Raw genomic sequence first — 24,588 nt, 5'->3', positions numbered from 1 at the left:
CATTGATTTATTATGGCAAAGATATTAGTAGTTGATGACGAGGCTGATTTGGAGATTTTGATCAAACAGAAGTTTAGGCAGAAAATTCGGCAGAATGAATATGAATTTGTATTTGCGCTGAATGGTAGGCATGCGCTAGAACAACTCCATGAGCATAAGGATGTGGATGTAGTTTTGAGTGATATCAATATGCCTGAAATGGATGGTTTGACGCTTCTTTCCAAACTGAATGAGCTGAATGGATTGATGAAATCTGTAATTGTATCAGCCTACGGTGATATGGACAATATCCGGACTGCCATGAATAGAGGCGCCTTTGATTTTGTGACAAAGCCTGTCAATTTCGTAGACCTTGAAATCACAATCGACAGGACAATAAAACATGTACAGGGTATCAAAGAAACAATAAAAGCGATAAAGGAAAACAACATCCTCAAAATGTATGTTGATGAAACAGTTTTAAATTTCATGGTGGGAAAGGATGCTGAATCATCCTTTTTCGATAATGAAATAGAAGAAGGAACTGTGGTTTTTATTGACATATGTGGGTTTACGGCCATCAGTGAAAATGAACCTGCTGACAGGGTTGTGAGCATGTTGAACGCCTATTTTGATATCATGGTCCAAGAAATCATCAAAGAATCAGGTGTTGTGGATAAATTTATGGGAGATGCCATATTGGCTACCTTCAAAGGTGAAAGACATTTGGAGAAAGGTATCAGAGCTTGTTCTTCGATTAGGTCCAAAATCCATGAAGCCAAAATCGGAATCGAATCAGGTACCTATAAACCTGATGTTTCTATAGGAATCAATACAGGAGACATGGTTTGGGGAAATATTGGATCTGCCACGCTAAAAAGACTTGATTACACCGTCATCGGAGATACCGTAAATGTGGCAGCAAGATTGCAGGCAGCTGCAAATAGAGGACAGATTTTGGTGAGCGAAGCATGCTACGAATCTGCCAAAAATTCATTCCACTTTGAAAAAGTCGGATCTTTTGATTTAAAAAATAGGGAAAAGCCGGTAATAACCTATGAGATTTTGGAGTAAAAATTTTTGATTTTGGCACTGATATTCTTAATGTCATTTTCTTCCAAAAATGGGTTCAAAGGAAGAGAGAGTACAGTTTTGGAAAGTTTTTCTGAGACTTTGTATTCCTCTTGAAAAGAATAAGGTTTCATTTTTGGGACTATGGTTGGATAATGGATGGCTGTTCCAATTCCCTTGTTTTCCAGATACTGCCTTAATGCATCCCTATAATCACTTTGTATCACAAATAAATGGGCATTATGGTCAGGAGCCAAAATTGTCTCAGGTAGAATAATGTCTCCTACACCTGATAGTTTTTTAAGATAAACACCGGCCAAGGTTTTTCTTTTTTGCTGCCAAGTTTGAAAAAAACTCATTTTTACATTTAAAAAACCTGCTTGAATGGTGTCAATTCTGGCATTTCTGCCGAGAATTTCATGATGGTCTCTGCTGATTTGGCCATGGTTGATCAGCATTCTTATTTTCATGGCGAGCTGTTCATCTTGTGTAATCAGTGCACCGGCCTCTCCAAGTGCTCCAAGGTTTTTGGTTGGATAAAAACTTAAACATCCTATATCAGCAAAGCAACCGGCACTTTTCCCTTTTTGAATTGCTCCAAAAGCCTGTGCATTGTCCTCAATTACCTTGATTCCCTTAGATTTGGACCATGATACAAGTTTTTCCATATCCAACATTTTCCCATAAAGATGAACCCCGATCACTGCTTTTGTCATAGGACTCAAGGCACTGTCCAACAATTCCAAATTCATCAGTCCTGAAGAATCCGTATCAATAAAAACAGGAGTTGCTCCTACCATCGATACTGCTTCAGCAGTGGAAACCCAAGTCAAGGCAGGTACAATCACTTCGTCATTTTTCCCGATCCCTATAGCACGGAGAGCGATTTCTAAAGCGTCAGTTCCATTTGAACAAGGAATAATGGCACATGTTGTGTCTAGGAAAAGACAAAGATTTTTTTCAAGCAACTCCACTTCCTTTCCTCCGGAAAATATTCCCTCAGATAACATGTCTGAAAATTTCCGCTCCAAAGCAGACTTCAGTTCCCGGTCAATCAAACTCAGGTCAAGAAACGGAATTGGCATTTTCATTTAATATTTTGGCGAGTTGCTTGGTTAGCTTTTTTCTGGAATAATTCTCGATTGAACTGGATTCACTAAAGTCAGATTTTGGTTGGAAATCTTGCATAAAAGAACGTATTCCCTGTATATCTTTATGGGTATAAACATTTCCCGAACCCGAATTGTATAATATTTTGGCACTATCACCATCAGGATCTCCCAAAGCTATAATGGGTCTCCTTGTAGCTATGTATTCAAAAAGTTTTCCGGGAATGTTTCCTTGGGCATTTTTGGTATCGGTCAGGATCAAAAGAAGCAAATGGGCATTTTGGTAAAACTTAAAAATTGCTTCATGTGTGACATACCCTTCCAATATCACATGTTCTTTAAGCCAAGAATCTGATTCAATTTCACTTTTGACATTCTCGGAAACTTTCCCTACAAATCGAAGATTAACTTTTTCTGATTTCTTTTCGAAGACTTCCTTCAATGCCGTTAAAAAGGGGATTGGATTGCGGATGGAATCAATCACACCTGTATAAAGTATTTCAAGACCATTTGCAGAGGGCTTTAAAGCTGACCAATTTTCAGGTAAATCGGTCATATCAAATCCGTTGGTCAATAGGTGGATTTTTTTACCTGAAAGATTTTCAAAGTCTTTTTGAAAAGTTGGGCTGATAGTCATAATGGAATCTGCTTCACTTAGCACCTCTTTTTCAAAGGTTTCATGCTTTTTTCGTACCCAATCCATCATGGGCAGTGTATCTAGGAACTCCCATTTGGACCAAGGATCCCTGAAGTCTGCAATCCATTTAATGCCTGTTTTTCGCTTGAGAATTAATCCAATCAAATGCAAACTATGTGGTGGCCCTGTAGTGATAATGGCATCAAATTGCCCTTTTTCAATCAGCTCAGTCAAGAATTCTACCGAAGGTTTTATCCAGAATTTTCTTGGATCAGGAATCAAAGCATTAGCCCTAAGCCAGATTCCGGCTTTGTCAGTGAAAGATTTTTTCTTCTTTTCAAGGACTTTTGAAGTGTCAGCCAATTGCTCTTTTTTTATCTTTCTAAAAAGACCATATGGTTCCCATATCGGAAATTTCAGTACCTCTAAAGTAGGACTGATTTCTTTCTCAAGACTTTCATCTTTGAGTTCAAAATCAGGGTTTTCGGGAGTGAAGATGACCGGTTCCCAACCAAATTCAGGTAAATACTTTGCGAACTTCAACCATCGCTGTACGCCCGAACCCGCAGAAGGTGGCCAATAATAAGTGATGATAAGTACCCGCTTAGCCATTTGTTCAGTTGATAGTGTTCAGTTTACAGTAAACAATTTGATCAATTTGGATATAAAGGTTTCTCTTATTTGCTTTTGGAAAAACCCCGTCGAACTTTACCACAAAGGATGTATGTCTGCCTTGAAATATTTGTCATAAATATTTTTGACAGCTTCCATTTCCTTGGACGAAATCTCTTGAAGATTAGAAGCTTTGACATTAGAAAGAACCTGATCGATTTTGGAAGCACCTGGAATTACTGTGCTGACTTGAGGAAACATTAGTATCCACCTGATAGCCCATGACGCTAAAGATTCATTGCCTCGGAATATTTCTTTTAATTCTTCTACTGCAAGAAGTCCTTTTTTATAATCTACTCCTGAAAAAGTCTCTCCTTTGTCAAAAGCTTCTCCTTTCCGATTGAATTGTCGGTGATCTTCTTTGGAAAAAACAGTATCAAGTGTCAGTCTACCTGTCAAGAGGCCACTTGCCAAAGGTACTCTGGCAATTATCCCAAAGTTTTCAATATCAGGATGAGAAAACAGCGTTTCAGAGGGCTTGATTCTGAACATATTAAAAATAACCTGAATGGAAGAAACGATATCGTATTTCATTGCCGCCAAAGCTTCATCGACAGTTTCTACACTTACTCCCATAGCTAGAATTTTACCCTCTTCTTTAAGTTTTTCAAATAATTCAAAAATTTCATTCCGTCCGTAAACATTGGTAGGAGGGCAATGAAGTTGTATGAGGTCAATGGCTTCAAGTCCTGTATTTTTCAAGGAAGCTTCTACAAATGCTCTAAGATTTTTTGGTGTATATCCTTCAGAAACATGCGGTTGGATTTGTCTTCCGCATTTTGTAGCTACAAATATCCTTTCTGAACTTTCCCTAACAGCCTTGCCTACTGCTGCTTCACTCAATCCATTATCATATACATCGGCGGTGTCAATAAAATTGATTCCTTGATCTATTGCTGCGTGGATGATTTGATTGGCAAGCTTTTTATCAAATAGATTTCCCCATCCTCCGCCGACCTGCCAAGTGCCTAAGGATATTTCAGAGACTGACCATCCTGTTTTCCCAAGTTTTCTATAATTCATCTCGATTTGTTTATTTTGGCAGTCAATTTCAGGAAGCAATTTAAATTTTTATCTTTAAACCTTTAAATTACCCTTATGAAATCCAGAAGAAAATTTCTCCAAACCTTAACCGTTGCCGGAGCGGCAGCAACTTTACCAATTTCACTTATGGCAGAACAAGAAACAAAACAAAAAATGATCCACCAGGTGTTTTTCTGGTTGAAAGATGGCGTAGACACAAAAGATTTTATGAAAGAGGCCTCAGTGCTTGGAAAATGCAAGACCGTGGATAATTTCTACATGGGTGTTCCGGCACCCACCGAAGCAAGAGATGTGGTCGACCATAGTTACCAAGTAGCATGTACTTTGTTTTTTAAGAGCATCGAAGACCAGAATTATTATCAGACTGATCCGATGCATTTGGCATTTATTGAGAAAAACTCGAACAAGTGGTCAGGTGTAAAAGTTTATGATTTTGTGATTTAAACCATTTTGGCTCAGAATTACGTATATCCAAAAAATCATCTTAGTTAAGTTTATGTCAAAAGTAAGATTATCCATTTGGGGAATTTTCATGGTAGCTGTCATGTTGTTTCCCGCCTGTAACCCGGAAGAAGAAGTTCCTGCGATTGTACAGGAAGATGTTGTCAAAAAAGCGATTTTTGAAAGCATGAAAGAGTGGTACTATTGGGAATCCGAGCTACCTCAGACACTTGATGTTTCAAAATTCGCTTCCAACCAAGCTGTTTTGGATGAATTGATGTTCAAGCCTTTGGATATATGGTCTTATCTTACTACAAAAGCTGCTTTTGACGCGGCATTTACAGGACAAGCTTCAGGCGCACATGGTTTCAGTTTCGCTTTTGATCAGGATGAAAAGTTATTCGTTGCCTTTGTTTATGATGAAGCACCTGCGGGAAAGGACGGTTGGAAAAGAGGATGGCAGATAACTCAGATAAACAGCAAACCAATATCTGACTATAAAACAAGCACAGGAGTTTATTCTTTTAATTTGGGTGCCAATGAAGTTGGAGTGACCAATACCTTCAAATTCAAACTTCCTGACGGAACTGAGACAACAAGAACTATCCAGAAGGGAGCATTTCAGACCAATTCTGTTTTATACAAAAATGTATATGAAGTCGGCTCGAAAAAGGTAGGTCATTGGGTTTATCAAAGCTTCAAAGCAACTGCAGGTCTTAGTCCGACCCGAAGTCAAGAAGTGGAGGATTTGTTCAATTACTTTATTGCTGAAGGTATCAATGAACTGATTATTGACTTGAGGTACAATGGAGGAGGATCTGTAGCTGTGACTGAGCAGATTTTGAATTATATCGCTCCTTCAAGTGCCAATGGAAGAGTAATGTATACCAACAAACACAATGGTAATAAATTCGGAAACAACCGGACTGTGAATTTTTCCAAGAAAGGAAATCTCAACCTTGACCGTGTTATATTCATTACTTCACGAGGTTCAGCCTCAGCTTCTGAGTTATTGGTCAATTGTCTAGACCCTTATATGGATCTAGTTTTGATTGGCGATAACACCTATGGTAAACCTGTAGGGTCATTTCCTTTGTCAAGCTTCAATAGAAATCTAAGCAGCAACGATGTCGAATTGGTACCCATAACTTTTGCCATAGCCAATTCTGAAGGAAGGGCTGAGTATTTTGACGGATTCCCTGTCAATTTTACAGTTGGGGACGATCCTGCAAGGAATTGGGATGACAAAGAAGAAAAGAGATTGAAAGCTGCCCTGGAGTTCATCCAAAGCGGTTCTGTGAGTGCGAGGATGAAGCATACATCCTATATTCCAAAATGGGAAATGATAGATGCATTTGAAGGTTTAATGAAAGAATTTCCGATGTATTGAGAATCGAATTGTTAATACTTCAAAAGTAAAAAGCAAAAGCGGCACTCATGCCGCTTTTGCTTTTTATATTCCTACAAAAGAATGAAACCTTATTTATTCTTGTCTTTTATAGATTTTTCAGGGAATCTGATTTTTTGAAGAAAGGAAATTAAAAGTTTCCTCAATCAAGGTGTTGTGACCTGAATTCAATTCAAACATTAAAAGATGTGGGATTTTGGAATTGAACCTGCTGAGGTTATCCGAAGTGATCATTTTATCAAATTGACCTGTGAATAATGAAATGGGTGTCTGGTTCATTCTGATAGTTTTGATGATTAACCCCAAATCAGGGCGGAGCGGTTTAAATACATTCCAAGTAAAATAAACTTGAGCCCTCTTTTTTCGGGTGCCCATCTGAGATTTGACAAATTTGATCAGGCTACTTTGAAGAAGTCCGAGCCGATGAAAAAAATCCATTGTTCTAAAAAACCTTTCCGGGTGAAATACAACATGTCTAAACAACCGGTTTAGGATTCCCGGAAACGTGGCCATGTTGTACCAAAAGCCTGTTTTGATCCCATCCGGTGCCATCAAGAGAAGTGATTGGACAAAATTTGGAAATAACTCATACGTGATCAGACAGAATTTGCCACCCATGCTGTATCCGACAAGATGGAATTTTTCGAACTTTTCTTTTTGCATCAATTGAAGTACAATTTCTCTCCAGATTGCCTTTGTTAATTTTTGGTTGACCGATTTCCAACTGCTCTGTCCATGATAAAACATATCGAAAACCAAATAAGTGTCGGTTTCCCTTCTGAGGGTTAAAAATGAATCGTATGCTTTCATATTTTGGCCAAATCCATGAAAAAGTAAGTGAATATTTTGACCGGTTCCATGTTTTTTGTAAGCCAAATGGCCAAAAGTAGTCTCCAGAAATTCCATTTTTTTATTTAAAATAAAATATAATCAAAGGTAACTTTTGTGAATAATTAATTTATAAAAAAATGTTTTTTAAGTATATAATTCTGTATAAATGATAAAATTGGTTTTTTATATTTTTTGTATCCAATCAAAATTAGGTTTTTCAAAATATTATTTCAAAAAAAACTTAAGAAACTTTGAACATTCAAATAGTTTCCTGAGTTTTGTATCCTACTTATGGAAAATTTGGAGACAAGAAATAAGATAATTGAAACTGCGGCAGAGCAGTTCATGCGTTTTGGCGTAAGGTCCGTGACAATGGATGATATTGCCCGTCAAGCTGGGATGTCGAAAAAAACCATTTATCAGGAGTTTGCAGATAAAAACCAATTGGTATATGAAACATTTTCAGCCTCATTAGAGAAGGACAAATGTATGATGGAAATACTCCCAAAAATAAATGATGGGATTATTGAGCACCTAGTGGGGCTTTCCACTTATATGAGAAAGCGTTTTGCAGATATCAATCCATTGGTCATGAATGAACTGCAGCGCTATTTTCCACAATGCTGGCAATTGTTCGAAGATTTCAAACACAGCCATATTTTTAAGGAAGTGGTCAATGTTTTGGAAAGAGGAAAAGAAGAGGGTTTTTTCAGGCCTGAAATAAACAATGAGATTATAGCCTTACTGAGATTGGAACAGATGATGATCACTTTTGATCCGATAAAATTTCCCCCATCAAAATACAACATGGTCGATTTGCAGATAGAAATTTTCGAACACTTTCTATATGGAATTTTTACAGAAAAAGGAAGAGAAGCATACTTAAAACAGAAAAACGAAAACCAATGAAAACCACAGCCAAAAAGTTCTTAGGAATAGGGATATTCCTTTGTGCTATGTTGATTGAAGGACATGCCCAATCTGATCAGGTCCTGAAGTTGACACTTGAAGAAAGCTTGCGGTATGCCCTGGAAAACAACGTGGATGCGAAAAACGCACAGTTGGAGACCATGATTGCCAAAGCACAGATTGTAGAACGCCGGTCGGCCGGGTTACCCCAGATTACGGGTAGCTATGACATCACCCATAATGCCGCAATTCCGATTGTTTTTGTGCCAAACGAAGGAGGATTTCAACAGCCGGATATCGATTCTGATGTCCTTCCACTAAGATTTGGTGTCAATTACAGTTCGGCGTTGGTGGTCCAACTTAATCAGATGATTTTTGACGGATCCTATTTTGTGGGATTAAAAGCCGCTCGTACATATAAGATGTTGACAGAATTTGACAAGGAAAAGAGTGAAATTGATGTCAAGGAAACTATCAAGAAAGCTTATTTCTCAGTTTTGGTCAATGAACAGCGCAGCCGCCTGATAGGCGCCAACCTTGGAAGATTGGACACATTGTTAAAAGAGACCCAGGCATTGTTTGAAGCTGGTTTTTCTGAGAAAATTGATGTTTCCAGGATCAGGGTTCAGCGAAATAACCTTTTGACCGAAATGGATAGGGTCAATGCTGCCCGGGATATCAGCGTCCAACTCCTGAAGCTTCAAATGGGACTTCCTATGGAATTTGACATTGAATTGGCTGAAAGCCTTTCTGATCTGAACAGTCCCCAAGAAATCAATGAACTGTTCGCATTTGAAGGAACCCGTAGGGTAGAAATGGATCAGATCAATACCAACATTGATTTGGTTGGGTTGGATATCAAATACACCACCTCACAGTATATCCCAAATCTAGATTTTTTTGGTACCTACCAAAGAAACGCCGCTGCACAGTCAACTGGTTTGATCTGGGAAAATGACAGGTGGTTTACAGGCGCATTTATAGGCTTGAGATTGAGTATTCCGATTTTTGACGGTTTGTTGAAAAGCTCTCAAATCCAACAAAAAAGAGCACAGTTGAGTCAATTGGAAAACCAAAAATTGTTTTTGGAAAGCAATATCGAGGTAGAAAAATTCCAAGCTAGAACCAACCTCGAGAATAACATTCAGGCATTGAAAGTCCAGCAAGAAAACAGGGAACTTGCTATGGAGGTCTTTAGGATGGCAAAAATAAAATACGATGAAGGCGTTGGTTCAAACCTTGAGGTGGTAGAGGCTGATTCAGCCCTGAAGGACGCCGAAACAAACTATTTTTCAGCGCTTTATGATGCTTTGATCGCCAAAGTGGATCTGGAAAAAGCATTGGGTTTATTATAATTTATCAAAAGAAAAAACATACAGAAAATATGAAAACGAATTTTCCCTTTTTAATCATCGCCATTTTGGTTTTGGCTGCTTCATGTGGCCCCAAAGATGAGATCAGTATCAAAAAAGAAGAATTGGCTAAGATGAAGGCTGATGCTGCCAGTCTCAGGACATCGATAGAAACCTTGGAAAAAGAAATTGCGGTTTTGGACCCTGAGTTTGCTAAAGAAAACAGGAAATCCATTCTGATTTCGACAACCAAAGTTGAAAAAAAGCATTTTGAGCATTTCGTCGAAGTCACAGGATCGGTTTTGTCCAAGAAAAATGTCAGTATATCAGGTGAGGTTTTGGGTAGAATCCAAGAAATCACAGCTGTAGAAGGAATGAGGGTAAGCAAAGGTCAGATTTTGGCCAAAATAGATGCAGAGACTATCCTTAGAAATATTGACGAAGTTGAAAAACAGCTTGAGTTGGCGAAAATTCTTTTTGATAAGCAGGACAGGTTATGGAAGCAACAGATTGGTACTGAAATCCAATATTTGGAATCAAAAAACAGGAAAGAAACGCTAGAAGCCAATCTCGCTTCGCTAAAGACCCAACAATCAAAAACTTTGGTGAGAGCGCCATTTAACGGTACGGTAGAAACTGTTCAGGTAAGATTGGGTGAACTGGTTCAGCCGGGAGTGCCTATGTTTCAGTTTGTGGGTGACAGTGACTTGTTTATTGAGGCTGACATTTCTGAAAAATATGTAGGCTTGATTCAAAGGGGTGATTCGGTTGAGGTTAGTTTTCCTTCAGTGGAAAAAGAGCTCAGGGCAAAGATTACCTCAGTAGGAGCTATCATCAATCCTAATAACAGGACATTTAAGGTTGAAATTGCTGTTCCTTCTTTGGAATTTTTGAAGCCAAATATGATTTCAGTAATCAAAATCATGGATTATGAAAACAAAACTGCTGTAACGGTACCCAATTACCTGATCCTTCAGGACAACAAAGGCGATTATGTCTATACTGTCGATGAAAGCCTGAGTAAGAAAAGGTATATCAAAAGAGGAAAAACCTACAAAGAGGTGACTGAAGTTTTGGAAGGTTTGACAGGAACTGAAGTTCTGGTCGACAAAGGATTCAGAGAAGTGGGGGATAATTTTGTTGTAAACATTGCCAAGTAATTTTGTTATGGCAGAGATAGAAGAAAAGAAAAAAGGAGTTATCAGGGAATTTGGAATCAGTTCGTTTTCCGTTGACAACCAGATATCCGTACTCATTCTAGTGATCATTATCACGGCATTGGGTTTGGGTGCATACAGGACGATGCCTAAGGAGAGTTTTCCGGAAATCATCATACCAACGGTTTATGTGGGTACTGCTTATCCCGGAAACTCTCCGGTTGATATGGAAAACCTTATCACAAGACCGATAGAAAAAGAGCTCAAGTCGCTCAATAACGTCAAAAACATCACTTCTACTTCAGTTCAGGATTTTTCATCCATAGTGGTGGAATTCAATCCGGGTGTTGAAATTGCCAAAGCAATTCAGGATGTGAAAGACGCAGTGGACAAATCCAAGGGCGAGCTTCCTACAGATCTTGATCAGGAGCCTGATGTTTTGGAAATCAACACCTCAGACTTTCCCATTATGAATGTCAATATTTCCGGAAACTATTCAGAGGAAGAGTTGAAGAAATATGGTGAATTTTTGGAGGATGAGATCGAAAAGCTTGGTGAAATTTCTAAGGCTGAACTGCGTGGTACAATAGAAAGAGAAATCCGTGTAGATGCGGATATTTACAAGATGGAAGCTTTAGGAGTATCATTCAGCGATATTTCCGATGCGATTTCCCAAGAAAACGTGACCATTTCCGGAGGAAATATTCTTTCAGGAGATTTCAGAAGATCATTAAGGGTGACCGGAGAATTCAAATCCCCCGATGAATTGAATGACATTATCATCAAAACCGAGGAAAGCAAGATTGTTTACCTCCGTGATGTGGCCACTGTCACTGATACTTATAAAGAAAGAACAAGCTATGCCCGTAGCAACAAACTTCCGGTGGTCACTGTAAATGTGATCAAGAGGAGTGGAGAAAACCTATTGGACGCTGCTGATAAAATCAAAGAAATCATACAGGAAGCAAAAGCTCAGAGATTTCCCCAGGATTTGGAAATCAGCATTACCAATGACCAGTCCAAGACCACAAGAGCACAAGTAGCCGATCTTGAAAACAGTATCATCTTCGGTGTCATATTGGTGGTTTTGGTTTTGATGTTTTTCTTGGGTTTCAGAAATGCCCTTTTTGTAGGTATTGCGATTCCTTTGTCAATGTTCATTTCCTTCCTCATCTTGAATTCATTGGGAATATCACTCAACTTAATGGTGTTGTTTGCTTTGATTCTTGCTTTGGGGATGTTGGTAGATAATGGAATTGTGGTCGTTGAAAACATTTACCGACTTATGAGCGAAGGCTTGTCTCCGGTAAGGGCAGCCAAAGAAGGTGTCGGTGAAGTCGCATGGCCAATCATTACCTCTACGGCTACAACTCTTGCAGCATTTCTGCCTTTGGCATTTTGGGATGATATCATCGGGGAATTTATGAAATACCTTCCCATTACATTGATCATTGTCCTTTCTTCCTCTCTATTTGTGGCCTTGGTGGTGAATCCTGCTTTGGCGTCGGTTTATATGAAGGTTGAAAATCTGGACATCGTCAAGTCAAAGAAAAGGCCTTTGGTTGTTTCATTGGTACTCACAGTAATGGCCATCATCGGATACATTGCCGGTTGGATTGCTTTTGCAAATATTTTGATGCTAGCTGCAATCCTGACCGTTTTCAATGTTTTTGTGCTTAGAGGTGCTATCCGATGGTTCCAAAATGTGCTACTTGTCAAAATGGAAAATGCATATGAAAAGACTTTGGCCTTTGCTTTAAGAGGTAGGAATCCATATCTGTTTTTTGGAGGTACCGTATTGCTGTTGTTTTTGAGCATAGCATTACTCGGGATAAGAGCTCCAAAAGTGCTTTTCTTTCCGGATAACCAGCCTGCCTTGGTCAATATTTTCATCGAAAATCCAATCGGAACAGATACTGAAGCGACCAATTCATTTATGGTAGATAGGATGGAAGGAGACTTGTTAAAATTGCTTGAACCATATGGAACGATCATCGAGTCTGTCATCACCCAAGTAGGTGAAGGTACAGGCGATCAGACCATGGGCCCCAGTATTGCCAATACTCCCCATAAAGCAAAAATCACAATCAGCTTTGTCGAATACCAATTTAGGCAAGGAATCAATACCAATAAAATCATGGAAGAAATCCGTGAGATGGTGGAGATTTATCCTGGTGTTTTGGTGACTGTCAATAAGCAGACTAATGGACCTCCTGTAGGTAAGCCGGTGAATATCGAAGTAAGCGGAGAAAATTTCGAACAATTGATCGGATTTGTAGGGCAATTCAGAGAAGATCTCGCGTCTGCTAATGTTCCCGGAATTGAAGAATTAAAGTCAGATCTTGAATTGGGTAGCCCTGAAGTCATTCTCAATATTGACCGGGAAAATGCCAGAAGGTTCGGACTTTCGACCGCCACAATTGCGACTGAATTGCGGACAGCTTTGTTTGGACTTGAGGTTTCCCGATTCAAGGAAGGAGAAGAGGATTTTCCTATCCAATTGAGGTTAAATGACGAATACCGTTATGATATTTCTTCTTTGATCAATAAGAAAATCAGCTTTAGGGACAAATTTGGTAACAAAAAGGAAGTTCCGATTTCGGCTGTTGCTGATTTGCAATATGGATCTACATATGGTTCTGTTAAAAGAAAAGACCTCAACAAGGTAATTACAATTTTCTCAAATGTAACAGATGGTTATAATCCAACTGAGATCAACAATCAATTGAAGGAGCTAGTGGCTCAGTATGATGTGCCTGAAGGCATAACTGTAAAATTCACAGGTGAGCAGGAAGAGCAGGCAAAATCCACAGCATTCCTGATGAATGCCTTGTTCATAGCCATTTCAGTCATATTTTTGATCATTGTAGCTCAATTTAATTCAGTGACAACACCTTTGATTATCATGGCTTCTGTTGTGCTGAGTACCATCGGTGTTTTCTTGGGGTTGGTTATTTTCAACATGGATTTTGTCGTGATCATGACGGGTATTGGTATTATTTCTCTTGCAGGAGTAGTGGTAAATAATGCGATCGTGTTGATTGATTATACCAATCTAGTAAGACAAAGAAGAAGAGAAGAGTTGGGAACACCTGAGGGTGAATTCCTTCCAATGGATGAGTTGCTTGGCAGTATAATTCTAGCAGGAAAAACAAGGTTAAGACCTGTATTGCTTACGGCGATTACAACAGTACTTGGCTTGATTCCTTTGGCAATAGGGATGAATATAAATTTCGGATCATTACTTAGTTCATTTGATCCTCAATTTTACGTTGGGGGCGACAATGCAGCGTTTTGGGGACCAATGGCTTGGACAGTAATATTCGGTCTAACCTTTGCGACCTTCTTGACGTTAGTAGTCGTACCTGTCATGTATTTATTGGCAGATAAATTAAACATGTTGATTCGTAGAATGAAATAGCATGATTAAATAAAGGTTGGTGGTTTTTAAATGTCAAAACCCCCGGAGTAATATTCCGGGGGTTTTTTGTTTTTTAAAAAAAGATATGTCAGTCAAGAGCTTAAAATCCTTACTTTTGCATCCGGTAAAATAAATTTTTATATGTCGGAATTGCAGTGGTTTGTTCTTTATACTACTTCCAGGTCAGAGAAAAAAGTAGCAAAAAGACTGAATGAAATGGGAATTGAGGTATTCTTGCCAATCGTTGAAGAATTGAGGCAGTGGAGTGACAGAAAAAAGAAAGTCCAAAAAGCACTTTTCAATGGATACGTTTTCGTCAAAACCAACCGCACCAAATTATGGGAATCACTACAAGTTCCTGGAGCTGTTAAGTTTGTAAATTTTTCCGGAGAACATGCCACTGTTAGAGAAGAGGAAATCGCAACCATCAAAAGAATCCTTGATACCGGTGTAGCCGTGGAAACAGACGGCTCGGATATTGAAGCAGGAGAGCAGGTCGAAATTATGGGAGGCCCACTTCAAAACATGAAGGGAGAATGCGTAAACAAAGGAAATAAGGATTATTTCATCATCAGGATTCCAGGAATCAACCAAAACCTATTAGTGAATATCGAACGGAAATTCCTAAAAGTAATCGGTTTGTAAACTTGGATTATTTAAAAAAACTCAATTTTCCTCTGCATTATCTTCCAAGGCTTTTGCTATTTCGGATTCAGTTGACCTTAACTTCAACTTACAGTTTTTGACGAGCATCGCAGCCTCTTTGACCAGTTCCGACAACTCGTCCATTCCTTTTTCTCCACTTTCGAGAATAGCCACGATTTCTTCTATCCTCTTGATTCCTTCATCATAACCACTCGCTTTATTTTCCATAATCTTTGATTTCATTGATTGTACTTGATAGGATTATATTTTTTGAAAATGTCAACATTTCCTGCCCAATTTTGGGAGATGATTTATGGATCGGAATTCCGTTGATTTCTGATCGTGTATACCCCTTTTCAAAGAAAGTATTAGGGTCAGATTTGTTCAAGTCTTTTTCCAATAATTCTAAATTCCGGTTTTCCTTTTCAATAAATACCTTCCATGATTTGATTAAATTCTTATTTAAATTAATTAAGGATAAAGCACTGAATTTGATCTGATTATGATAGGATGACTTAATTCTATTTTGGTAGAAAGTCAGCTTTTCGATGTTTTTTGAAAGATTGAATCTGACTAGGTTCTTCAACCTGTTTTCAAGTTCGGTTGTCTTTTTATCCTCTTGAACCAACATTTGGCCGGCAAACCTGCTCAGGTTTTTTGTCCAGAGGTTGAGGCTGTCCTCAAAATCCCTAAATCCTGAAAGGATAAATTCAGCTACTGCTGTCGGGGTTTTCATTTTGGTATGTGAAACAAGATCTGCGATGGTTTCATCCCGCTCGTGGCCTATTCCTGTCAACACCGGAAGCGGTGATTTTGCGATAGCCATCGCAAGTCCATAATCGTCAAAGCAATCCAAATCCAATTGAGCTCCTCCTCCGCGAATCAATACGATGACATCGAACTTCTCTAAGTTTTGGTCTGCTTCTATTCTTTGAAATGCTGATATCAAGGTCGCAGCTGCATCAGTTCCTTGTAGGGTGGCTTGGTAAAGCTTATACCATACTTTGTAGCCAAACCTGTTTTGTTCAATCTGATTGACAAAGTCACCGTATCCTGCCGCTGTGGAAGAACTGATGACAGCGATTTTTTGGGGAACAGTCGGAAGTGCGTAGCGTTTATTCAGCTCTATCATTCCTTCTTTGGAAAGTCTGTTAATGATTTCCTGACGGATTCTTGCCCTTTCACCCAAAGTGAAATTGGGATCAATGTCCTTGATATTGAGGCTGATTCCGTATAGTTCATGGAAGGTAACCGTCACCTGAGCCAAAATTTTCATTCCGGCGCGGAGTGATTGACCGGTAGTGGCTTGAAATCTTCCTGCAATAGTCCTATAGGAATAAGCCCAGATATTTGCCCGCATTTTGGCTGCAATCTGATTCCCTTGCTTTTCTACGAGATCGAGGTAAGCATGACCTTGTCCTGCCTGTTTGAGTTCCCCGATTTCAGCTACAATCCAATAAGAAGGTTCAAGATGAACATCTAATGTTTCACGGATCAGTTGGTTAAGCGCTAAAAGGGAAATGGCCTGTTGCATTTGGGAAATTACTCAAAAAGTAGGGTAGGGGCAAAAGGAAACTTCTTTTGCCCCTGAATTTTATTTTACAAGATTCTTCAAAATCCTTTCTTTCAGACTTTCTGTAGCCTTTAACAAAGGAAGACGAACCGTTTCTCCGCAAATCCCCAAATGGCTCATAAGAAACTTCAATCCGACCGGATTGGCTTCTTCATACATCATTGGGTTGATATCCAAAAGCTTGAAGGCTGCCTCTTTTGCTTCGTCAAGATTGCCGTGGCAGATGGTTTTGAAAATAGCAGGATAAGCATTCGCCAACACTGAAATTACGCCCTGACCACCGATGACCCGCATAGACGGAGTCAGGATATCATCTCCCGATATCAGAAGAAAATCTTTTGGCATCCTTGCTGCTATCCTCATGCATTGGGAAAGATCGCCACTTGCCTCCTTCATTCCAATAATGTTGGGATGTTGGGAAAGGTGGACAGTCGTCTGAAAAGCCACATTGGACATGGTCCGACCAGGTACATTGTACAAAATCACCGGAACAGGACAAGCATCTGCTATTGCTGTATAATGGGCAATTATTCCTGCTTGCGTCGGCTTGTTATAATATGGACTGACAGAAAGAATAGCGTCAATCCCTGAAAAATCTGTTTCTTGGATTTCTTCCAATACTCCGGAGGTGTTATTTCCTCCGATACCGTATACGACAGGAATCCTACCGGCATTGTATTCCAAAGCTGCTTTTAGAACTTGTTTTTTTTCTGATTTGGATAAAGTTGCACTTTCCCCTGTAGTGCCACATACTACCAAATAATCTACACCACCGTCTATGACGTGGTTGATTACATTTCTCAATCCTGCAAAATCAATTGATCCGTCTTCAGAAAATGGGGTGATTAAGGCCACTCCCGTACCGTGTAACTTCAACATGTTTCTTTTATTTTTTTGAAATAAGCCATCAGCTTTTCTAGGTTTGGCTTGAGGTTTTCACCTTCAGTTTTAATCATAAAATCGAGGATGGGACTGTTTTCTTTTGAGAAAAAACCCATTTTGAACCGACTTTTGTTTGCGAGCAGCAAATAACGCAAATATGGGCTAAGGTGTAAAGTGGGTACCAAAATAAAATCAAGTTTTTCCTCCATAAACTCATTGAAGTAATCGGTGGGCAAACCCCAAATGGAAAAATAAATCGGGCAAATGGCTTCCGCATCTGTATTTTCTTCAGAAAAATATCCACCAATGATCCTGATATTGAATCCCCATATTTTCCTTAGCATCTCTTTTGACTCCAGAAATTCCTCCTTGTTAGATGCCAAAATCGCTACCCGCCTAGGATTGATAGGAAAAGCAACTTCGGTTTTTTTCTTGTTCTTGAGGGCTTTATCCAATTGATAGGTGATCATCCGGTCTTTGATCCACTTCATGGCGCTATTGGTTTTTCTACCATTTTGAGGAATTCTTCTTCAGAAATCAATTTGATCCCCAATTTCTCTGCTTTTTCTTTTTTGCTTGGTCCCATTTCTTCTCCCTCTATGATAAAATCAAGTCCTTTCGAGACAGCTTTCAAGTATTGACCTCCATTGGCTTCAATAAAGTCAATGATTTCGTCTCTTTTAAAATGGTTGAGTCGGCCGGAAGCAAGGATTTTCATTCCCTCTAATTTATTGCTTTGCAAAACAGCGGTACTTTCCTCTACTTCAAACCTCAATCCCTTATCTTTCAACCTTTGGATCAAAAGCAGGTTTTCAGGATCTCGGAAGTAGTCCTGCAAACTGATGACAAGCGTTTCTCCTACGCCATTGATTTCCAAAAGCTGTTCGGTACTTGCCGCTCTCAGTGCATCTATGTTTTTGAAATGTCTTGCCAAAATCTGTGCTGTATTCTCCCCGATATTGCGGATTCCCAAGGCAAACAATACCCTTTCAAAGGATTGGTTCTTTGAGGCTTCAATCCCTTCTATCATGTTGCTGATCACACCTTCCTGAAAGGTGTTGGCTTTAAGCTTTTTGATCCGGTCTTCCTGTTCATTGGTGAGCTCGAGCTTCATTTTCAAAAGAATTCCATGAACAGTATTTTCATGGTAAGCGGCTTTTGAAATTTCAGATAGGGTAGATCTGTTTCCAATCAAAAGACTCAAAACCAAGGCAACAGGCACATAATCCTCCAAAACCGAAAATTCGGAAGTCATCAGGAGATTTTCTAGGAGCTGAACAGTGCCTACATTCTGTGCAGTTTTCTTTTTGCTGTTTCGGATAAATGCCTGAAAATTCTGAAGAACATTCAGCAGTGGTTTTTCGGATTGACTTTCGCAGAAACTTTGGATGGCAGTCAAGGAAATTCCTTCGGTTAAGGCGAAGAATGCCTTTGGCAAAGAGATATAAAGCAAGCCATCATCGGTTTTTTGATATTGGTCTTGGCTCATTTCGAGTCCGAGGAGGTTTTCCTGAACAGCTTCCAAATCGTATATATCAGCAGGATTTTTGATGAATCCCTGATCGATCAAAGTCCTGATCCGCTCTGTACCCAAAGAGTCAATGTCCATTGCCCTTTTATGGACGAAATGCTCAATTCGCCCGAGAATCTGTGGCGCACAACCTTTGGTATTGGGGCAAAAATGCTTGGCTTCGCTTTCCTTTCTTTCAAGTTTGGTTCCACATTCCGGGCAATGGTCTATGTATTGAATGGGTTTGGATCCGGGAATTCTATTGTCCAAAACAACCTCGGTGATCTTGGGGATGATTTCGCCGCCTTTTTCTACCTGCACCATGTCGCCTTCATGCAGGCCAAGTCGGAGTATTTCATTGGCATTGTGAAGGGAGGCTCTTTTGACTGTTGTTCCGGCAAGGTGCACAGGGGCAAGGTTGGCTACGGGAGTAATGGCACCGGTTCTGCCTACTTGGTAAGAGATGGAAAGTAACCTTGTGGCTGCGCTTTCGGCCTGATATTTATATGCAATTGCCCATCGTGGAATCTTTGCGGTGAACCCCAATTCTTCTCTTTGGTCATAGTCGTTGATTTTCAGCACAACACCATCGGTATCCAAGGGGAGTGAAAAGCGTTTTTCCTTCCATTCTTCAATGAATGTAAGTACGCCTTGGATATCCCTGTATTTGGAATGGGTAGGGGAGACATTGAACCCCCATTTTTCGATCATTGTAATAGCTTCGTCGTGTTTTGTAACTCCGATTTCCTCGCCCAATAATTGGTAAAAGTAGCAGTTCAATCGTCTTTTGGCGACTACAGTGCTGTCTTGCATTTTGATTGTGCCCGAAGCAGCATTTCTTGGATTTGCAAGAAGTGGTTCTCCAAGAATTTCCCTTTCGGCATTTATCTTTTCAAATTCTTTTTTTGGCAAAAACACTTCTCCCCTCACCTCAAACCGGTCGGGAATATTGTCCCCATGGATTTTCAAGGGGATATTTCTTATCGTTTTGATGTTTTCGGTGACCACATCTCCACGTGTTCCATCTCCGCGTGTTACAGCACGGACAAGTTTTCCGTTTTCATATACCAAACTGATGGCCACACCGTCAAATTTCAATTCACAGAAATACTCATAATCACGGTGTCCCAATCCTTTGGCTACTCTTTCATCAAAAGCCAAAAGGTCTTCTTCAGAATAAGTGTTTCCCAAAGAAAGCATCTTGTAGCCATGTTCAGCTGTTTCAAATTCCTTGGTAATGGTTCCGCCAACCCTTTGACTTGGGCTATCAGACTCAATGAATTCAGGGTATGCCTTTTCCAGTTTGACCAACTCCTCCAATAACCTGTCAAATTCAAAATCACTGATTTCTGTCCTGTCCTCCTGATAATATAGATGGTTGTGGTGATTGATTTGCCTGGTTAGTTCAGCAATCCGAGCTTTTGCCTCAGTTGGGTTCATGACGGTATTGGGATGAAAATTAAAAGGTAAGATTCCAAAATTAACTTTTGTAGAAAGAAACACCAAGGATTCTTTCAGGCTATTTGACATTTTACACCATGGGGCAAAAATCGATGGGAATGCCTATATTTGCCCCTCTATTCCAATCGATGAGTAAGAAATCAGATATCGAAGCCAAAATCCTAGAAGTAGCCTACCAATACTTTATCAAGAAAGGCTATAAAAATACCACCATGGATGAAATTGCCCAGGAATTGGGTATGAGTAAGAAGACACTTTATAAGTATTTTCCCGGTAAATTAGAACTTTTGGGTGCTACTTTTGACGTGCTAAAAACCAAACTTTCAATCAAGGTCAGTATGCTTTTGGAGAACAAGCTCATTCCATACACAGTCAAATTAAAATCACTGCTGACAACCGTTGCCTCTGATGTATCCACAATCAACCCCAAGATATTGGATGAACTTCGTGACCATGCACCATCCATTTGGGCTGATTTATTGGCATATATCAGAGAATCCGGGTATTTGAGATTTCAAAAACTGATTCAGGAAGGCATTGAAAAGGGATATGTACTCCCTTCGGTCAATGTTTCTTTTATTGTATTTATCTATACTTCCGCGATACAAAATCTGATAGACCACAAATTTTTAAGTCAGTTTCCTGAGGAAATGCGCGCAAGTTTCAAACTCAGTCCTGCTGAAATCTACGATCAGGCCATTCAGATCATTTACACCGGCATACTTACGGAAGATGCACGCAAAGAAATGGCCTTAATTTGAAATCAATTTCCAACTTACCCATTCCATTCTAATTTCTACCTTTGCGGCTTATGAAACCAAGCGAATTCAAAAGATATACAATCACTGCTGCGCTGCCTTATGCCAATGGTCCTTTGCACATCGGTCACTTGGCTGGATGCTATATTCCTGCTGACATCTATGTGAGATACCTGCGTTCACAAGGTCGAGATGTGGCTTTTGTCGGTGGGTCTGATGAGCATGGCGTTGCCATCACCATTAAAGCAAGGAAAGAAGGAATAAGTCCCCAAGAAGTCGTGGACAGATACCACGAGCTGATGAAAAAGAGCTTTCAGGAATTTGGGATAAGTTTTGACCATTATTCAAGGACTTCCGCGAAAATCCATCATGAAACTGCTTCAGGATTTTTTCGGGACCTTTATGACAAAGGAGAATTTCTTGAACAGACCACCGAACAGTATTTTGATGAGGAAGCCGGACAGTTTCTCGCTGATAGATATATAGAAGGCACTTGCCCCAAATGTGGCAATGAACATGCTTACGGAGACCAATGTGAAAGATGTGGATCTTCACTCAGTCCAACGGAACTGATCAATCCGAAATCCAAACTGTCAGGCAATACCCCTGTATTGAAGGAAACCAAGCATTGGTTTCTCGATTTGGCCAAATACACAGATTTTCTCAAAAACTGGATTTTGGTCGACCATGCTCAAGATTGGAAAAACAATGTACTTGGACAGTGTCGCTCTTGGTTGGAAGCCGGTGACGGATTGCAGGCGAGGTCGATGACAAGAGATATGGATTGGGGAATTCCTGTACCCGTCGAAGGAGCGGAAGGAAAGGTCCTCTATGTATGGTTTGATGCACCGATAGGCTACATCTCCAGTACGAAAGAATGGGCAGCTGAAAAAGGGATCGATTGGGAGCCTTATTGGAGGTCAGAAGATACCAAATTGGTTCATTTCATCGGCAAGGACAATATCGTTTTCCATTGTATTGTTTTCCCCGCTATTCTCAAAACTCACGGAGGATATGTGCTTCCGGACAATGTACCCGCAAATGAATTTCTGAATCTCGAAGGAGACAAAATATCTACTTCACGAAATTGGGCGGTCTGGCTGCACGAATACCTGGAGCAATTTCCGGACAAACAGGATGTATTGCGCTATGTCTTGACTGCAAATGCTCCCGAAACCAAGGACAATGATTTTACCTGGAAGGATTTTCAATCCCGAAACAACTCAGAGCTTGTGGCCATTTATGGCAATTTTGTGAACAGGGCGGTGGTTTTGACACACAAGTTTTTTGATGGTAATGTTCCCGGTTTGGGGACATTGAATGACTTGGACAAAGATGCTTTGGAAGCATTGAAATCCTTCCCTGAAAAAATTGCGGCTTCTATCGAAAGATACCGATTTAGAGAAGCACTTTCATTTGTAATGGATTTCGCCCGTACGGGAAACAAATACCTTGCAGAAACAGAACCTTGGAAAACTATCAAGGAGGACAGGGAAAGAACAGGGACAATCCTCAATATTGCCCTTAATTTTGCCGCAAACCTGGCTATTGTTGCAGAACCGTTTTTGCCATTCACTTCGGCTAAAATATTTGGGATGTTTGGTCTACAGGGATTGAAATGGGAAGATGCAGGAAGCCACGAATTGTTGCAGACCGGTCAACAGATCTTTGAGGCTGCTCTATTATTTGACAAAATCGAGGATGCTACGGTCGAAGCCCAAATCCAAAAACTCATGGCTACCAAAAAACAAAATGAAATTTCAAATGCTGTGGCAGAACCTATGAAGGACATTATTTCTTATGAAGATTTTGCCAAACTCGACATGAGGGTGGTAAAAGTCCTGACTGCTGAACCAATGCCAAAATCCAAAAAGCTGCTCAGATTGACGGTGGATACGGGTTTGGGAGTGAAAACAGTATTGAGTGGCGTGGCAGAACATTTCCAACCTGAGGATCTTATTGGAAAGCAGGTAACCATGTTGATCAACCTTGCGCCAAGAAAGATGATGGGTATAGACTCTGAAGGGATGATCTTGATGGCCGAAGACCGGGACGGCAGCCTAAGGCTTCTTCAACCCAATACTCCAACTTCTGAAGGATCGACGATTTCCTGATATTAAATACACCGAATGGAAGGCCTTGAATTGAAAGTCAGTTCAAGGCTTTTTTATTTTTAATAATTTCTTAATGATCAGATATTATTTTTATCAATTTAATGAATCGGAGTCCAAGTTTTTGTTTGTTTTTCAAAATCCGCTATATTCAAGCAATATCATTTTTAAATCCAAAAAACAGGCCATATGGAGACGAATCAATACCAAGTTGGGGATAATTTTGATGAAATGTTTGCCAAAGAGGGTCAGGTGAGACCCCATTATCAGGAATTTCTCAAACTTTTGGGAAAAACCACTTCAAAAAGGATGTCTCATCTTCAATACTCTGCCAATAAGACTCAGGTAGCGATGGGGATGACTTTTAATGTCTACCATGATAATCAGGGAATGGAAAAAATCCTTCATCTTGATATTATCCCAAGGATTATCGCGCATCAGGAATGGAAGAAAATCGAAGCAGGACTGAAGCAGCGGATCCATACACTCAACCTTTTTTTGCAGGATATTTATAATGACAGGAAAGTACTGAAGGACAAAATTGTACCTGAAGACCTGATTCTTGGCAGCAAGGATTACCTAAAACCCTGTGAAGGACTTACGCCTCCCAAAGGAATTTGGTGCCACATCACGGGAACAGACTTGGTCCGGAACAATGACGGAAACTATTATATTCTGGAGGATAATCTCCGCTGCCCGTCGGGTGTGTCCTACATGCTCGAGAGCCGTGAAATCATCAAGCGCGCTTATCCCGACCTATTCAATAAACTGGGTGTGATGCCTGTTTCGGATTATCCGGTCAAGCTTTTGAAAATGCTTCAATTCATTTCCAATAAAGAAAAGCCTGTTGTCGGGGTTTTGACTCCGGGGATTTATAATTCTGCGTATTTTGAGCATTCCTATCTTGCTTTGCAGATGGGAGTTGAGTTGGTTTCTGGTGTGGATTTGATCACCAAAGGCAAGAAAGTCTTTATGCAGACAACCAAGGGATTGGAGCAGATTGATGTTCTGTACAGAAGGATCGATGACACTTTTTTGGACCCATTGACTTTCAATCCACATTCTATGTTGGGCATACCGGGGATATTTGAAGCCTATAAGGCTGGAAATATAGCGCTCGCCAATGCGCCTGGAACAGGGGTGGCAGATGACAAAGCTGTCTATGCCTATGTTCCGAGATTGATCAAATATTACCTTGGTGAAGAACCGATTTTGGAAAACGTACCTACTTATCTCTGCAGAGAAGAACAGGATAGAAAATATGTTTTGGACAATATTGAAGACCTTGTTGTGAAAGAAACCAATGCTGCAGGTGGCTACGGCATGCTGATAGGTCCCAAAGCCACCAAAGAAGAACATGCCAAATTCAGGAACCTTGTCAAAAACAATCCGACCAATTATATCGCGCAGCCCACCTTATCCTTATCCACAGTACCAACTTTGACTGACAATGGATTGGAAGGAAGGCACGTGGATTTGAGACCTTATATTTTGTATGGACAAGAAATCGAAGTGATACCCGGAGCGCTGACGAGGGTGGCATTGAAAAAAGGGTCATTGGTAGTTAACAGCTCCCAAGGCGGGGGAAGTAAAGATACTTGGGTTTTATATAATTAA

The 24,588-nt window shown here is 40.0% G+C and carries 20 protein-coding genes; 11 read left to right on the top strand and 9 right to left on the bottom strand.

The features are described 5' to 3' along the window. Nucleotides 1-12: 12 nt before the first annotated feature. The gene (locus NU887_RS10090; RefSeq protein ID WP_258423241.1) at nucleotides 13-1,053 is read left to right on the top strand and encodes an adenylate/guanylate cyclase domain-containing protein; all 1,041 of its coding nucleotides are present in this window, start codon (nucleotides 13-15) and stop codon (nucleotides 1,051-1,053) included. On the opposite strand, the gene NU887_RS10085 is transcribed toward NU887_RS10090, so the two are convergent. The 3 genes from NU887_RS10085 to NU887_RS10075 all read right to left on the bottom strand — a co-directional run bounded on the left by NU887_RS10085 (nucleotide 1,035) and on the right by NU887_RS10075 (nucleotide 4,491). After that, the gene (locus tag NU887_RS10085; RefSeq protein WP_338080991.1) at nucleotides 1,035-2,135 is read right to left on the bottom strand and encodes a DegT/DnrJ/EryC1/StrS family aminotransferase; all 1,101 of its coding nucleotides are present in this window, start codon (nucleotides 2,133-2,135) and stop codon (nucleotides 1,035-1,037) included. The two genes, NU887_RS10090 and NU887_RS10085, sit on opposite strands and share 19 nt — an antisense overlap. Next, complete coding sequence (locus tag NU887_RS10080; protein WP_258423239.1) at nucleotides 2,116-3,408, bottom strand: glycosyltransferase family 4 protein; 1,293 nt, start codon at nucleotides 3,406-3,408, stop codon at nucleotides 2,116-2,118. The genes NU887_RS10085 and NU887_RS10080 overlap by 20 nt, the downstream gene beginning before the upstream one ends. A 96-nt stretch (nucleotides 3,409-3,504) precedes the next feature. Then, the gene (locus NU887_RS10075; protein WP_258423238.1) at nucleotides 3,505-4,491 is read right to left on the bottom strand and encodes an aldo/keto reductase; all 987 of its coding nucleotides are present in this window, start codon (nucleotides 4,489-4,491) and stop codon (nucleotides 3,505-3,507) included. 75 nt (nucleotides 4,492-4,566) lie between these two features. Here NU887_RS10075 and NU887_RS10070 point away from each other — a divergent pair, with 75 nt between their 5' ends. Both NU887_RS10070 and NU887_RS10065 read left to right on the top strand, forming a co-directional pair. After that, nucleotides 4,567-4,956, top strand: a complete 390-nt coding sequence (locus NU887_RS10070; protein ID WP_258423237.1) for a Dabb family protein — start codon at nucleotides 4,567-4,569, stop codon at nucleotides 4,954-4,956. Between the two features lie 52 nt (nucleotides 4,957-5,008). After that, nucleotides 5,009-6,343 (top strand): S41 family peptidase, encoded by a 1,335-nt coding sequence (locus NU887_RS10065; protein WP_258423236.1) that lies wholly within the window; start codon nucleotides 5,009-5,011, stop codon nucleotides 6,341-6,343. Between the two features lie 117 nt (nucleotides 6,344-6,460). Here NU887_RS10065 and NU887_RS10060 read toward each other — a convergent pair whose 3' ends face one another. Beyond that, on the bottom strand, nucleotides 6,461-7,267 hold the full coding sequence (locus NU887_RS10060; RefSeq protein WP_258423235.1) for an alpha/beta fold hydrolase: 807 nt from the start codon (nucleotides 7,265-7,267) through the stop codon (nucleotides 6,461-6,463). A 216-nt stretch (nucleotides 7,268-7,483) separates the two neighbouring features. On the opposite strand from NU887_RS10060, the gene NU887_RS10055 reads away from it, so the two are divergent. The 5 genes from NU887_RS10055 to NU887_RS10035 all read left to right on the top strand — a co-directional run bounded on the left by NU887_RS10055 (nucleotide 7,484) and on the right by NU887_RS10035 (nucleotide 14,676). Beyond that, complete coding sequence (locus NU887_RS10055) at nucleotides 7,484-8,101, top strand: TetR/AcrR family transcriptional regulator (protein ID WP_258423234.1); 618 nt, start codon at nucleotides 7,484-7,486, stop codon at nucleotides 8,099-8,101. Then, nucleotides 8,098-9,456 carry a TolC family protein gene (locus NU887_RS10050; RefSeq protein WP_258423233.1) on the top strand — a complete coding sequence of 453 codons (1,359 nt, stop codon included), beginning with the start codon at nucleotides 8,098-8,100 and terminating at the stop codon, nucleotides 9,454-9,456. The genes NU887_RS10055 and NU887_RS10050 overlap by 4 nt, the downstream gene beginning before the upstream one ends. Before the next feature lie 29 nt (nucleotides 9,457-9,485). Then, the gene (locus NU887_RS10045) at nucleotides 9,486-10,613 is read left to right on the top strand and encodes an efflux RND transporter periplasmic adaptor subunit (RefSeq protein WP_258423232.1); all 1,128 of its coding nucleotides are present in this window, start codon (nucleotides 9,486-9,488) and stop codon (nucleotides 10,611-10,613) included. A gap of 7 nt (nucleotides 10,614-10,620) precedes the next feature. Next, the gene (locus tag NU887_RS10040) at nucleotides 10,621-14,031 is read left to right on the top strand and encodes an efflux RND transporter permease subunit (RefSeq protein WP_258423231.1); all 3,411 of its coding nucleotides are present in this window, start codon (nucleotides 10,621-10,623) and stop codon (nucleotides 14,029-14,031) included. A 141-nt stretch (nucleotides 14,032-14,172) separates the two neighbouring features. Next, nucleotides 14,173-14,676: a UpxY family transcription antiterminator gene (locus NU887_RS10035; protein ID WP_258423230.1), complete on the top strand. Its 504-nt coding sequence runs from the start codon at nucleotides 14,173-14,175 to the stop codon at nucleotides 14,674-14,676. A gap of 21 nt (nucleotides 14,677-14,697) precedes the next feature. Here the strand turns inward: NU887_RS10035 and xseB are convergent, their stop codons facing one another. From xseB to ligA, 5 genes are read right to left on the bottom strand one after another with little or no spacing between them, the layout of a single operon-like run. Beyond that, nucleotides 14,698-14,904: an exodeoxyribonuclease VII small subunit gene (gene xseB, locus NU887_RS10030; RefSeq protein ID WP_258423229.1), complete on the bottom strand. Its 207-nt coding sequence runs from the start codon at nucleotides 14,902-14,904 to the stop codon at nucleotides 14,698-14,700. Continuing rightward, a complete protein-coding gene (gene xseA / locus NU887_RS10025; protein WP_258423228.1) occupies nucleotides 14,894-16,210 on the bottom strand; it encodes an exodeoxyribonuclease VII large subunit in 1,317 nt (438 codons plus the stop codon). The genes xseB and xseA overlap by 11 nt, the downstream gene beginning before the upstream one ends. Nucleotides 16,211-16,270: 60 nt before the next feature. Continuing rightward, nucleotides 16,271-17,128, bottom strand: a complete 858-nt coding sequence (gene dapA, locus NU887_RS10020; protein WP_258423227.1) for a 4-hydroxy-tetrahydrodipicolinate synthase — start codon at nucleotides 17,126-17,128, stop codon at nucleotides 16,271-16,273. Beyond that, entirely contained in the window at nucleotides 17,122-17,622 is a 501-nt protein-coding gene (locus NU887_RS10015; protein WP_258423226.1) for a DUF6913 domain-containing protein, read from the bottom strand. The genes dapA and NU887_RS10015 overlap by 7 nt, the downstream gene beginning before the upstream one ends. Continuing rightward, nucleotides 17,619-20,081, bottom strand: coding sequence for an NAD-dependent DNA ligase LigA (ligA, locus tag NU887_RS10010; RefSeq protein WP_258423225.1), 2,463 nt, complete (start codon nucleotides 20,079-20,081; stop codon nucleotides 17,619-17,621). Before ligA ends, NU887_RS10015 begins: the two co-directional genes overlap by 4 nt. 119 nt (nucleotides 20,082-20,200) lie before the next feature. Between ligA and NU887_RS10005 the strand changes: the two genes are divergently transcribed. From NU887_RS10005 to NU887_RS09995, 3 genes are all read left to right on the top strand, one after another. Further along, a complete protein-coding gene (locus NU887_RS10005) occupies nucleotides 20,201-20,863 on the top strand; it encodes a TetR/AcrR family transcriptional regulator (protein WP_258423224.1) in 663 nt (220 codons plus the stop codon). A 50-nt stretch (nucleotides 20,864-20,913) separates the two neighbouring features. Beyond that, a complete protein-coding gene (gene metG / locus NU887_RS10000) occupies nucleotides 20,914-22,974 on the top strand; it encodes a methionine--tRNA ligase (RefSeq protein ID WP_258423223.1) in 2,061 nt (686 codons plus the stop codon). 186 nt (nucleotides 22,975-23,160) lie between these two features. After that, nucleotides 23,161-24,588, top strand: a complete 1,428-nt coding sequence (locus NU887_RS09995) for a circularly permuted type 2 ATP-grasp protein (protein WP_258423222.1) — start codon at nucleotides 23,161-23,163, stop codon at nucleotides 24,586-24,588.

This window comes from Aquiflexum gelatinilyticum (genome assembly GCF_024741135.1).
Lineage (GTDB): Bacteria > Bacteroidota > Bacteroidia > Cytophagales > Cyclobacteriaceae > Cognataquiflexum > Cognataquiflexum gelatinilyticum.
Note: the sequence above shows the minus strand (reverse complement) of the source record. Positions and strands in the feature narration are given on the sequence as shown.